General features: G+C 68.3%; 12 protein-coding genes, 1 tRNA gene and 1 pseudogene. 9 read left to right on the forward strand and 5 right to left on the reverse strand.

The features are described from left to right. The first annotated feature begins 96 nt into the window (after window positions 1-96). Both OG500_RS30130 and OG500_RS30135 read left to right on the forward strand, forming a co-directional pair. A complete protein-coding gene (locus OG500_RS30130; RefSeq protein WP_329584623.1) occupies window positions 97-2,223 on the forward strand; it encodes an AIPR family protein in 2,127 nt (708 codons plus the stop codon). A 269-nt stretch (window positions 2,224-2,492) separates the two neighbouring features. Next, window positions 2,493-3,275 carry an IS5 family transposase gene (locus OG500_RS30135; RefSeq protein ID WP_329584625.1) on the forward strand — a complete coding sequence of 261 codons (783 nt, stop codon included), beginning with the start codon at window positions 2,493-2,495 and terminating at the stop codon, window positions 3,273-3,275. 60 nt (window positions 3,276-3,335) lie between these two features. On the opposite strand, the gene OG500_RS30140 is transcribed toward OG500_RS30135, so the two are convergent. The 3 genes from OG500_RS30140 to OG500_RS30150 all read right to left on the reverse strand — a co-directional run bounded on the left by OG500_RS30140 (window position 3,336) and on the right by OG500_RS30150 (window position 5,106). Beyond that, a complete protein-coding gene (locus OG500_RS30140) occupies window positions 3,336-4,064 on the reverse strand; it encodes an HAD family hydrolase (RefSeq protein ID WP_329584627.1) in 729 nt (242 codons plus the stop codon). A 91-nt stretch (window positions 4,065-4,155) separates the two neighbouring features. Beyond that, a complete protein-coding gene (locus tag OG500_RS30145) occupies window positions 4,156-4,707 on the reverse strand; it encodes a hypothetical protein (RefSeq protein ID WP_329584629.1) in 552 nt (183 codons plus the stop codon). Between the two features lie 243 nt (window positions 4,708-4,950). After that, entirely contained in the window at window positions 4,951-5,106 is a 156-nt protein-coding gene (locus tag OG500_RS30150) for a hypothetical protein (RefSeq protein WP_329584630.1), read from the reverse strand. A 166-nt stretch (window positions 5,107-5,272) separates the two neighbouring features. Here OG500_RS30150 and OG500_RS38270 point away from each other — a divergent pair. The 3 genes and pseudogenes from OG500_RS38270 to OG500_RS30170 all read left to right on the forward strand — a co-directional run. Continuing rightward, window positions 5,273-5,868, forward strand: a pseudogene (locus tag OG500_RS38270) (IS1634 family transposase); the annotation flags it as partial. 80 nt (window positions 5,869-5,948) lie between these two features. Continuing rightward, complete coding sequence (locus OG500_RS30165) at window positions 5,949-6,995, forward strand: IS3 family transposase (protein WP_329584636.1); 1,047 nt, start codon at window positions 5,949-5,951, stop codon at window positions 6,993-6,995. 118 nt (window positions 6,996-7,113) lie between these two features. Continuing rightward, complete coding sequence (locus tag OG500_RS30170; RefSeq protein WP_329584638.1) at window positions 7,114-7,317, forward strand: hypothetical protein; 204 nt, start codon at window positions 7,114-7,116, stop codon at window positions 7,315-7,317. Between the two features lie 127 nt (window positions 7,318-7,444). Here the strand turns inward: OG500_RS30170 and OG500_RS30175 are convergent. After that, window positions 7,445-7,529 (reverse strand) — tRNA-Leu (locus tag OG500_RS30175). Window positions 7,530-7,782: 253 nt separating this feature from the next. On the opposite strand from OG500_RS30175, the gene OG500_RS30180 reads away from it, so the two are divergent. The 3 genes from OG500_RS30180 (at window position 7,783) to OG500_RS30190 (ending at window position 10,879) form a co-directional block, all read left to right on the forward strand. Beyond that, complete coding sequence (locus tag OG500_RS30180) at window positions 7,783-9,120, forward strand: M20/M25/M40 family metallo-hydrolase (protein ID WP_327069995.1); 1,338 nt, start codon at window positions 7,783-7,785, stop codon at window positions 9,118-9,120. Between the two features lie 305 nt (window positions 9,121-9,425). After that, complete coding sequence (locus OG500_RS30185) at window positions 9,426-9,668, forward strand: chaplin family protein (RefSeq protein ID WP_327069996.1); 243 nt, start codon at window positions 9,426-9,428, stop codon at window positions 9,666-9,668. 242 nt (window positions 9,669-9,910) lie between these two features. Next, entirely contained in the window at window positions 9,911-10,879 is a 969-nt protein-coding gene (locus OG500_RS30190; RefSeq protein WP_329584641.1) for a chaplin, read from the forward strand. Window positions 10,880-11,029: 150 nt separating this feature from the next. On the opposite strand, the gene OG500_RS30195 is transcribed toward OG500_RS30190, so the two are convergent. Further along, window positions 11,030-11,227: a DUF5703 family protein gene (locus OG500_RS30195; RefSeq protein WP_221521849.1), complete on the reverse strand. Its 198-nt coding sequence runs from the start codon at window positions 11,225-11,227 to the stop codon at window positions 11,030-11,032. Between the two features lie 412 nt (window positions 11,228-11,639). Between OG500_RS30195 and OG500_RS30200 the strand changes: the two genes are divergently transcribed. Further along, window positions 11,640-12,242, forward strand: a complete 603-nt coding sequence (locus tag OG500_RS30200; RefSeq protein ID WP_327069998.1) for a hypothetical protein — start codon at window positions 11,640-11,642, stop codon at window positions 12,240-12,242. Window positions 12,243-12,266 lie beyond the last annotated feature (24 nt).

Genomic DNA, 12,266 nt, shown 5'->3' on the forward strand with positions numbered 1-12,266 from the left:
ATTGCCCCGGTTGTAGTCGACTTCAGCAGCCAGGGCTCCGGCCTTGGCAAGCGCAGCTAGATCACCCAAGAGTCTCCAGAAGGAAGGCAAGCATCCATGGCTACCCCGGGGGCTGACATACCTCGTCAGGTCACGCAGGTCCGTGAGCAGTTGCACGAGGTCTTCGACGACGTACTCAACGTGAGCGACATCGCTCACTTCCGAGGCGACGGCTACGAGCAGCGCTTCCTGTCGCGTGCTCTCGCGGCTCTCGCTGTACGGCGGGTGGCCAAGTGCAGTGCCGCTGAGGCCGCCCAGTACGTGACTGACGGTATCGCCGACCAGGGACTGGACGCCATCGCCCCGCTGCCCGAGCTCGGCCAGGTGCTGTTCGTGCAGGCCAAGTGGAGTGACGCGGGTTCGGCCACGCTGGACCCGGCGGCAGCCAAGGCCATGGTTGACGGCCTCAACCGGATCGAGAACGAGCTCTACGAGCAGTTCAATCAGCGCGCCGCCGACCTCGCGGTAAAGGCGAGGTCACTGCTGGTCAATGAGAAGGCCACTCTGGTCATCGCGCTGATGGGAACGGTCGACCTTTCCCCGCAGACCCGCGAGGTCCTGGACAACGCGCTGGAGGAGTTCAACAAGTACGGCACGCGCCTGAGCGTCCGGGTGCTGCTCGCCTCCGACTTCTACAACCAGATCCACGAGGACCTCCGGCCGGAGCCGATCAACCTGGAGGTTCGCCTGGACGACTGGTACCAGCAGAAGGGGACTCTGGAGGCATACCAGGGCACGGTGTCCGCAGAGAGCGTCTCGGAGTGGTACGAGCAGTGTGGTGCCGGCCTGTTCGAGCAGAACCTTCGAGCTCCACTGGGGATCACCGTCACCAATGTCGAGATCGGCCAGACGCTCACCTCCGAGCCCACCATGTTCTGGCACCTCAACAACGGCCTCACCATGATCTGTGACTCGCTCAAGGCGCGCCACGACAGTGCGAAGGCCCCGCAGAGCAGGCCGACCACGCTCTCGGTGACCGGGGTGAGTATCGTCAACGGTGCCCAGACAGTACGAGCCGTCGCCAAGGCAATGCGCGATGAGGGTGAGGCCGCCGCGAATGCCACCCTCAGCATCAAGGTGATCAACACGGGGGGAGACAAGGACCTCGGCGTTCGAGTCTCCCAGGCCGCGAACCGGCAAAACGCGATCGAGGCGCGCGACTACGTTGCTCTCGAGCCGGTGCACCAGAGGATAAAAGCCAACCTGCGTGCCGAACTTCGCAGGCAGTACGTCATCAAGCGAGGCGAGCCGGTACCTGCCCCGGCGATCGGCTGCTCATTGGATGAACTCGCCCTCGCTCTTGCCTGCCTACATCCGGATGCCGAGCAAGCCGCTAGGGTCGCCAGCTCGACGGAGAACCTCTGGGAGCAGGGGCCCAACGGCAGCCACACCCTGCTGTTCGGCCGGGAACCCTCCCCGCAGAAGGTCTGGCGCTCGGTACTGACGTTGCGTGCCGCCCGCAGCCGGGTCTATGAGCTGGGTAACAAGCGCGAGGACCGGGAGGCAACGGTCGCGGAGCATGGCGGTTTCCTCATCGCTCACCTGCTCTTCCAGCACCTCGGCGCGGCCAGCATTGATGATCCTGATTTCGACTGGGACAGCGAGGTCCTCGAGAAGATCGAAACCTTGGTCCCGGAGCTTGTGAAACGACTTGCGCACCTCATCGCTACGCTCTACGGGGCACGCGCTCAGATCAGAACGACCTTCCAAGACGCAGCGGCCTGCCGAGAGCTGGTTCAACAGGTCCTCGGCCAGCTCGCTGATGGCATCGCTGTCCCCGAACAGCCTGTGAAGCCGCGAAAGCCGCGCCGCAGGAACACGGTGCCGCTGCTGGTCGACCGTCGTCTCATCAAGGACGGAACCCCGCTCCACTACGAGCCGCTGACCGAGCCGGAGCGCATCGCTGTGGCTGAGTGGCTTGCCGAGGACGAGAGCCGTCGGCAGGCTACGTGGGTCAACCACCGTACAAGGTCGATCCTCTGGGCTTACGATCAGCAGCAGTACTCTGCGTCCGGACTGGTGTCGAAGATCTGGTTGGAATCTGGATGGGACGACCAACCCGTGTCAAACCAGGGCACGGCCCGCTGGTGCGTTGCGGACGGCCGGAGCCTGTGGGACATGGCGCAGGCCATCCACAGCGAGGAAAACGACGGTACTGACGAAGACGGCGAGGACGAGGCCTGAGAAGCTGTTGTCGTACCGATCATGGTGGACATCGGTTCGAGTGTGGCGACGCTGTCGGGTGATCTTCCGCTCGTGCGCGCATGAAGGCAGGGCCTCCGGTTCAGCTCCTGGTTGTCGAAGCCGGAGCACACCAGGAGGCCCTGTTGTTGCAGTCTTACGCTCTCGTGCCGGTGGAGTCCAACTCGACCGCCCCATCGTGTGATTGCCTCGCTCACCGGTTCGGGAACGCGGGTGGCCGTCCGGGCCGTGTGCCTCACTATCCGTCAGACATGACGGACGCGGAATGGGCCCTCGTGCGCAACTCGCTGCCGGTGCCACCGTGGCTGGAGGGGCGGGGCGGGCAGCCGGAGGGGTACTGCCACCGGCAGATGTTGGACGCAGTGCGCTATCTCGTGGCGGGCGGCATCACCTGGCGAGCGATGCCGAGCGACTTCCCGGCGTGGGACCGCGTCTACGCCTTCGCGCGGCGGTGGCGGGTGAAGGGCCTGCTCGCGGAACTGCACGACCGGCTGCGCGGCCTGGTGCGCGAGGAGGCCGGCCGCGATCCGGAGCCGACCGCGGCGGTGATCGACGCGCAGTCACTGCGGGCGGCGGCCACGGTGCCGGCGGCCACCCGCGGCTACGACGGGGCCAAGAAGGTGCCGGGGCGCAAGCGGCACATCGTGGTCGACTGCCTGGGGCTGCTGCTGGCCGTGATGGTCACCGCGGCGAACGTGACGGACCGGGACGCCGCGATGCCGCTGCTGGAACGTGTGCGGGCCCGCTACCGGAAGATCGTCCTGGTGTGGGCCGACGGCGGCTACGCGGGCCGCCTGGTCACCTGGGCGAAGCAGTCGCTGCGGCTCACTCTTGAGATCGTCAAACGGAGCGACGACGCGTCCGGCTTCGTGGTGCTACCCAGGCGTTGGGTGGTGGAGCGCACGCTGAGCTGGCTGATGCGCTCGCGGCGCCTGGTACGCGACTACGAGACGCTGCCCGCCGTCCACGAGCAGATGGTGCTGTGGTCGATGACGATGCTCATGAGCCGCCGGCTGGCCCGGCGGCGAGCGTGAACCGTCCCGGGGAGGGCTCGGGCCTTCACCCGTGAAGGCCCGAGCCCATGATCGAGGGCGTCATACAGCATGATCTGGTTCGCGGAACGGTTGAGGATCCGCAGCACGCGATGCCCACGTGGCGTCCCGGCTCCCCCTGGACACATACGCGCCGAATACAGAGGTATCGAGATCCTTGAGGGACTCCAGTACCAGAGTGGCAATCGCAAAGCGAGGATCGCAGCGATCAGCGGCCTCGGGAACGGCGACGACCGTCATCTGGGCTGACGCGCCGGAGAGGACGCCGTTGAGCGAGTCCTCGATCACAATGCATTCGGCGGGTGACGCCCCGAGGGCGGCGGCTGCGCGGAGATAGGCGCCCGGGTGGGGCTTGCCGTGTTCGTCGTCTTCGGCCGAAAACACGGCATGGAAAGATCGGTCAAGGCCGGTGCTCGCGAGCGCAGCCCGAATCACCGACTCCGGCGAAGATGACACGACGGCCATCGCCCTCGATGCACGCGCGCACGCCGCGACGGCGTGCTCGGCGCCGGGTTTCAGCGCCACTCCCTCCAACCTACGGCACACGGCGGCCACGATCTGCTGCTCGACGTCGTGGGGGTCGGCTTGAATGGTGGCCCGGTCGAACCAGTAGGCCACCATGTCCCTTTGCCGCAGCCCGCGCGTCGCCGCCTGCATCTCCGTGGTGAGGTGCAGGCCGAGCGGACCGAACACTTCACGCTTTGCCGCGTCCCAGATCGGCTCGGAGTCGATCAAAAGGCCGTCTAGGTCGAACAGGACAATCGGTTGCATCGTTTGCTCTTTCGTTGGCGATCACGCGAGGACGAGACGATTCGCTGCCCCGCCGTGCATGAGCAGATGGTGCTGTGGTCGATGACGATGCTCATGAGCTGCCGGCTGGCCCGGCGGCGAGCGTGAACCGTCCCGGGGTGGGCTCGTCGGCCCAGCCCCGGTCGGCCAGCCGCTTCATCTTCGACCGAACTCCTTCCACACATGCCGCAACCGGCTCCAGTCCGAGTACGGCAGTGATCTCCTGACAGGACATCACTGGCTTCCCGCTGGATGCGTGTTCGGCGAGCGTAGCGAGGATGCGCTGGTAGTGGGGAGCGAGCGCGTCCATGGAAAGCGCGGGACGCCACACCGGGACGATCGAGCCCGATCGCGCGGCCCTCGGTAGGGGGACCTCGGCGGGCGCGTTCGTCGCGGGCTCCGGCCCGGAGGACTCACCGGCTCCCGGGCCAGCTTCACCTGCCTGTCCGGGCCGCGGCCCGGACAGGACCTCGCCAACGCGCTGCCGGGCGATCAGCCACTCGTGCCAGGCCGTCTCCGCTTCGGCGAGCTCAGCGAGTACCCGGTCCGCCACCTCCCGAAGCTCCTCCACGCGCTCACGCGCGGCCAGCTCCCGCTCCTCCAGGAGACCCACCACCGACGCCATCCCGACACCTCCACCAACGAGACAACCCAACGGCCCGAGCATGCCTCGCCATGCCGGCATCATGCCTGAACTGCGGAAACCCGCCGATCAAGTTCGGTACGACAACGGCTTCTGAACCCCGAGTTCGACAGCTGGCGGGCACACGAGCATGACGGATCGCGGTTGTGACCTGCGGGAACGGGCGTGAGGTGCCGTCGAGGGCGTGTGTCCACGCCTCCGGCGGGTGTTTGCCCTGATCAGGGCCTATCCGGTGGTGGTGAGGCCGCTCAACTTTGCCGGCATCGGGATACCGCAGTTCTTGAAGATCCGCTCTTGGATATCGGTGGTCTGGGTGGTCTGTTCGAGCCTGTGGGTGCCGACAACCTTGTCACCTCCGCTGAGCTGTGACTTCAGGGTCACGATGTGATCCCTGCGTTCCGCGTAATTCAGGGGTACTGGAGTCCCTGCCGGGTTGAAGATGCAGGTCAGCTGGTTGGGGACTGGTGACGCGGTCAGATTCGCCTAGAGGCGCGATTTTACGGATTCGCCTGCGCTGACCTGGACTTGGTCCGTAGGGTCTGGAGTCGTGTACGTGAAGACGACGAAGCGGGAGAACAAGTCCGGCACGGTCCGGTACCTGCACCTGGCCCACAACGAGTGGGATCCGGTGAAGGGCCGGGCGGTCCCGAAGGTCCTGTTCACCTTCGGCTGTGAGGACGACCTCGACCGGGATGCGGTGAAGCGCCTGGTCGCGTCTCTATCGAGGCTGCTGGAGCCGGGTGAGGCACTGGCGTCGACGGCAGCGGGCGACCTGGAGTTCGTCTCGTCGGTCCCGTTCGGTGGCACTATGTGCTCGATCATCTCTAGCGGCGGCTGAGGATCGACAGGATCGTCGGTCAGGTCGGGCAGCCCAAACGGGGCCGACGCCGGGACATGTCGGTGACCGAGCGGGTGCTGTTCTCCCTGGTCGCGAACCGGGCCCTGGCGCCGTCGTCGAAGCTGGCCGCCGCGGACTGGGTCACGCACGACGTGCATGTCGAGGGCCTGCCGGCCACCGACGAAGACGCCTGCTACCGGGCGATGGACTGGCTACACGAGGTGACCGACGACCTGGAGAAGCGGGTGTTCGACGAGGTCGCGAACCTCCTCAACCTCGAAGTCGACCTGCTGTTCTTCGACACCTGAAGGGTGTCTTTACTGGCCGTAGAGTTGCTGAGCTGCGACTTTTGCGAGCGGGCGGGTTCTGGGCATGATCGCTGACCGTGGCTCTTCGACTGCTTTACTCGATCTTCTGCCGGGTGCTGGGCTGGCTTGCCCTGCTGGGGCGCTCCTCCGCCGTGAACAACGCCGAGATCCTGGCCCTGCGCCACGAGGTTGCCGTACTGCGCCGCCAGGTGGGACGGCCGCGGATGTCCTGGGTGGACCGCGCCGTGCTCTCCGCGTTGGCCCGCCAGCTGCCGTCGATGCTGCGTCGGCATCGGGTTGTCACTCCGAGCACGCTGCTGTCCTGGCACCGGCGTCTGGTGTGCTGGAAGTGGCGGCAGTCACCGGCCAAGCTGGGCCGTCCGCCACTGCCCGACGAGATCGTCGCGCTCATCCGGCGCCTGGCCAGAGAGAACCCGACCTGGGGGTATGTCAGGATCCAGGGCGAGCTGCGGCGACTCGGCCACCGGGTCGCTTCTGCCACCATCCGCCGAGTTCTGCGCCGTCTGGGCTTGCCGCCCGCACCGCAGCGAGTCGGTCAGCAGAGCTGGCGGACCTTCCTGCATACGCAGGCTCACACGCTCCTTGCCTGCGACTTCATGCACGTGGACACTGTCTTCCTCCAGCGCCTGTACGTCTTCTTCGTCATGGAGATCAAGACCCGGCGCGTCCACGTCCTCGGTGTCACCCCACACCCCACGGGGGAGTGGGTGGCTCAGCTCGCCCGGAACCTGCTCATGGGCCTGGGCGGCAGAGCCGGTGACTTTCGGTTCCTCATCCGCGACCGCGACGCGAAGTTCACCGCCGCCTTCGATGCCGTTCTCGCCGGCAACGGCACGTCGGTGATCCCGACCCCGCCGCAGAGCCCGCGCTCGAACGCCTTTGCGGAACGGTGGATACGCACCGCACGCGCTGAGTGCACCGACCGTCTGCTCATCGCCGGCGAGGGGCACCTGCGAGCCCCCGACGACGAACCGAACGTCATCCCCATGCCCGCCAACGCTGTCAGGCGCCGCCGCGTACTCGGCGGGCTCATCAACGAATACCACGCCACCCCGCTCAGGCCTCCTCGCAGCCCACAGGAAACGCCCAGCTCAGCGGCCTGATCGAGGTTTTGACACCCTTCAGGACTCCCACTGGACCCACCAACGCCCCGGCTACCGCTGCCGCCACAGTCACACCAGCGCCACCACCCCGCAGCCCGACCGGCCGCGCAACGCGTACGTGCGAGAGGACCAGATCCTCGCCCACCTTCCGGCCCTCATCCTGCGCCTCACGGCTGCTGATAGGGGAGTAGCCGGTGAGCCGCCGACCGCCCTCGACGCTGTCGAGTACCTGCGTGCCAGCGGCATCACGCTGACCTATGACGCGGTGACCAAAGCTCTGACCGCCGGCACCGAGCGAGCCGAGAGGATCCTGATTGGCTGACCATCCAGCGAGACGAGCGGCGAGCTGAGCGAGAGCGGCGGAATGACGAACGCCCGCACCTGGCCGAAGGCCTGGAACGGGCGCCGATCCACGGTGCCCGGAAACCGAGCGCCGTGGGGAAAGAGTGTGTCCGAGGGGGGACTTGAACCCCCACGCCCGATAAAGGGCACTAGCACCTCAAGCTAGCGCGTCTGCCATTCCGCCACCCGGACTAGGTGGTGTCTGCGTGGCCCTGCGGTCTCGCTGACATGCATAACTGTAGCAAAGATCGGCTCAGGGGCCCAAAAGCCTGGGGGAGTGGGGGTGGCCGGGCGGTGGACGGGAGGGTTCGGAGAGGTTCTGGGGGGATTTCCTTGGGGTGGGGCAGGGCGTGGGGGAGGATGAGCGGGAGGGTGCTCGACGGTTCCCGGCGAGGTCGGGGCGGTCGGACGTGTGCCCGGGTCGAGCGGACGACGAGGAGTGGGTGTGGGCGAGTCGCAGGCGCAGCAGGCGGGTGGGTCGCGGGTGACCGGGGAGTCGGAGGTTGCCGATATCTGCCGCGATCTGATCCGGATCGACACCAGCAACTACGGCGACGGGTCGGGCCCGGGGGAACGGGCGGCGGCCGAGTACGTGGCGGAGCAGCTGGCCGAGTTCGGGCTGGAGCCGCAGATCATCGAGTCGGCCAAGGGGCGGGCCTCGACCGTGGTGCGGATCGAGGGCGAGGACCGGTCGCGGCCGGGGCTGCTGATCCACGGGCACACCGATGTGGTGCCGGCCAACGCGGACGACTGGACGCACCACCCGTTCTCCGGCGAGATCGCGGACGGGTGTGTCTGGGGCCGGGGCGCGGTGGACATGAAGGACATGGACGCGATGACCCTGGCGGTCGTCCGGGACCGGCTGCGGACGGGGCGCAAGCCACCGCGTGACCTGGTGCTCGCGTTCCTGGCCGACGAGGAGGCCGGTGGCACCTACGGCGCGCGGTACCTGGTGGACAAGCACCCGGGGCTGTTCGAGGGCGTGACCGAGGCGATCGGGGAGGTCGGCGGGTTCTCGTTCACCGTGGACGACAAGACCCGGCTCTACCTGATCGAGACGGCCGAGAAGGGCATGCACTGGATGCGGCTCACGGTCGAGGGCCGGGCCGGGCACGGGTCGATGATGAACGACGACAACGCCATCACGGAGCTGTGCGAGGCGGTGGCCCGGCTCGGGCGGCACGAGTTCCCGCTGCGGATCACCAAGACGGTCCGCGCCTTCCTGGACGAGCTGTCGGACGCGCTGGGGGTGCCGCTCGACCCGGAGAACATGGACGAGACGCTGCGGATCCTCGGCGGGGTCGCGAAGATGATCGGCACCACGCTGCGCAACACCGCGCAGCCGACCATGCTGGGCGCCGGCTACAAGGTGAACGTGATCCCCGGCCAGGCCACGGCGCACGTGGACGGGCGCTTCCTGCCGGGCTACGAGGAGGAGTTCCTCGCCGAGCTGGACAGTGTGCTCGGCCCGCGGGTGAAGCGCGAGAGCGTGCACTCGGACAAGGCGATCGAGACCAGCTTCGACGGCCCGCTGGTGGAGGCGATGCAGCTGGCGCTGCGCGCCGAGGACCCGATCGCCCGGGCGGTGCCGTACTGCCTGTCGGGCGGCACCGACGCCAAGTCGTTCCAGGACCTGGGCATCCGCTGCTTCGGGTTCGCGCCGCTCCAGCTGCCGCCGGAGCTGGACTTCGCGGGGATGTTCCACGGCGTGGACGAGCGGGTGCCGGTCGAGGGGCTGAAGTTCGGCGTGCGGGTGCTCGACCGCTTCATCGACGCGTGCTGATCGCGGCGTGCGTCGGACCGGCTGAGCGGTAGGTCGGCAGAACACGAACGGCCTGGCGATGGGCCCGCTCCGGGAGGATGGAAAGCCTCCGGAGCGGGCCCGTTTTATGTGAGGGGATGATGAGCCACCGCCGGAAATCGCCGCTGCCGAATCGTTTCTTCCACTTTCTCCATGGTCGATCATCCGAGCGAGACTTCACCGCTGCGAGTGAATGCCGATCGGGTGGCGTACCCCATTCGGCAGAGCCCTCGTTCACTCCTATGGCGGCTCGGGGACCGGGCTGCTCAGATGATCAGGAGGAAAAGATGAACGCGAAGAAGATTGCCGTCGTCTCGGCTGCCGCCGGTGGGCTGATGCTGGCCGGCGCGGGTGTCGCGGCCGCGCACGGCGGGGCCGGCGCCGAGGGTGCCGCAGTCCACTCGCCCGGCGTCGTGGCCGGCAATGTCGTCCAGGTTCCGGTGCACGTTCCGGTGAACGTCTGCGGCAACACGATCAGCGTGATCGGCGTGCTGAACCCGGCCTTCGGCAACGGCTGCCAGAACGTCTGACCATAGGCCAGTCGGCCAGTCGGCTTGACAGCTTGACGGTGCACGAAAGAGGGGCGTCCCGGTCGGGGCGCCCTTTTTCGCGGTTTAATCCACCTGATCGAGTGAGGCAGGTCCGCCCGGGTCAACCTTTTCGGGGCCGGCTCGTTAGGCAGTGGGCGGGAATGGATTTCGTCGGAAATACCGACCATCACATGTCAGGGGTACCTATGCGACAGGTTGCCAGGAAAGGGATCCTTACGGCGGTGGCCACCGGCAGCGTGCTGGCCTCCACGGCGGGTTATGCGTACGCGAGTGCGGATGCGAGCGGCGCGGCGGTCGGCTCTCCGGGGGTCGGCTCGGGCAACACCGTGCAGGTGCCGGTCGACGCGCCGGTCAACGTCTGCGGGAACACGGTCGATGTGGTCGGGCTGCTGAACCCGGCCTATGGGAACCAGTGCGGGAACAGCTCCCCGCACGGCGGATCCGTGCACGGCGGCCAGCACGGTGGCACCCAGAACGGCGGCGGCCAGAACAGTGGCACCCAGAACGGCGGCGGCCAGAACAGTGGCACCCAGAACAGCGGGGGCCAGAACAGCGGCGGTCAGCAGGGCGGCGGCAGCCAGAACGGCCCGGGCGGCGGCCCCCAGCAGGGCAACTGGCCCGGCACCCCGAGCATGCCCGGAGTGCCGGGGACGCCCGCCATGCCCGGCGGCGACAGCTCGGGCCCCCAGAGCGGACCGGTCTCCCACACACCGACCGCCGGCAGCTCGACCAGCGGCGGCAGCTCCGCCTCCGGGGTCGGCTCGCACTCGCCCGGCGTCGCCTCGGGCAATACGGGCCAGCTCCCGGTGGACGTGCCGGTCAACCTCTGCGGCAACTCGATCAACGTGATCGGCGCGCTCAACCCGGTGATGGGCAACGACTGCGCCAACCACGAGAGCGCCCCGGTCACCCCGGCCCCCATCGCGACGCCGGTCAACACGCCGCCCGTGCAGGCCCCGCCGGCCCAGACGCAGCCCAACGGCTCCACCCGCGCGCCTGCCACGCCGCCCGCCGCGGCGCCCGTGGTGGCTCCGGCCGCCGCTCCGGCAGTGGCCCCCCAGGCCGCGGCGCCGGCTGCCAAGCAGCTCGCGTTCACGGGCTCCCAGGGGCTCGACGTGATCGCGCCGGCCGGTCTGGCGCTGCTGATCGCGGGCGGGGTGCTGTACCGCCGCTCCCGCACGGCCGCCTGAGTCAGGCACGTTCCACGTGGGCCGGTGCTCTCCAGGGGGCACCGGCCCACGTCGTCCCCGGCCCCGCCACCAGCTTCCCCAGCCCCGCTACCGGCTTGCCCAGCCCCGCCGTCGGCTTCCCCGGCCGCGCTCCTACCGGCTGCCGCGCTCCTACCAGCTGCTGCGCACCTGCCGGATGATCCGGCGCCGCAGCAGCACCGTGCGGCTGCCGTCGGGGAAGAGCCGTAGCCTGTCCAGCTCCCAGTGTCCGTACTCGGCGTGCTCGGTGAGGAGCTGCCGGGCCGCGTTGCGCGTCGTGCCACGCGGCATGCGCAGCGACTGGTACTCGTACTCGGGCTGTCGGACCAGTTTCGGTGGGGTCAAGATTCGCCTCCTGCGCGACGTCTTCAGGCAAGCCTACGACTTGCCTCCGACGGTGAGACCAGCGCCGGTTCTCGGCCCGGACCGGCCTCACGCCGGGCTCCGGGGAAACGCCGGCTGATGCTCGGTCAATTCCCCCCGAACGACGGCTTCCGCCCTCTGTCAGGAAGTCTCTACCCGCGCCGACGGCCACGAAAGCGCCGCACACGAGGCGCGCGGGGGCGGGCGCACCACCCCCGCGCGAGTTCTCGCAGGAGCCCGGAGGCGGCGTGGTGAGGGGTGTGCAGGGCGGGCGCAGAAGCACATGGTTCGGACATCACGGGTCAAGTTGCCGGGGTTTCGCAAACTGAGAGCGGAACCCCTGTGCGCCCCGGGCCCCGGTACGGATAGCGTCTGACCCATGTCTGATGCCGCGCAGCTCACCCGCACCGAGGTACGCGAAGCCGCCGAGGCGGTCAAGGCCGCCATCGACCGCCATTTGGAAGCGGTGTCCAGCACCACCGCAGACGACGATCCGGCGGTGTTCGCCGCGTACGAGGAGTTGGCCGCGGCGGCCATCCACTACGACCAGCTGCTGTACGAGGTCTATGACGAGGTCACCCCCTTCGAGGTCCCCGGCGACGGTGGGCCCGGCAGTTACCAGGGACCGGAGGAGCCGGAGGCGATCAGCGTGCTGATCCGCCGCGACTACCGGATCGCCGACCCCCGGCGGCTGCGCGTCCAGGCGGAGCGCCTGGACGACTCGCTGCCCGCCGTGGCGGACGCGGCGGAGGGCGTGACGGCCGCGGTCGGGATCGTCTTCGGCGAGTACGACCCGGACGAGATCGCCGCCCGCGCGGAGGAGTTCGGCCTCGAGGAGGGCGACTCGACGCTCTGGGTGACGGTGGCCGAGCCGACCGAGCCCGGGGAGTGGCTGGCCGAGCCGTTCGACAGCCCGGACCCGCAGCTGCTGCTCTGCCGGTTCGACGTCAGCGAGGTCTACGACGAGGACGAGATCGAGTAGGGCTCGTCGGACAAGCCGTACGGC

This window comes from Kitasatospora sp. NBC_01250 (genome assembly GCF_036226465.1).
Lineage (GTDB): Bacteria > Actinomycetota > Actinomycetes > Streptomycetales > Streptomycetaceae > Kitasatospora.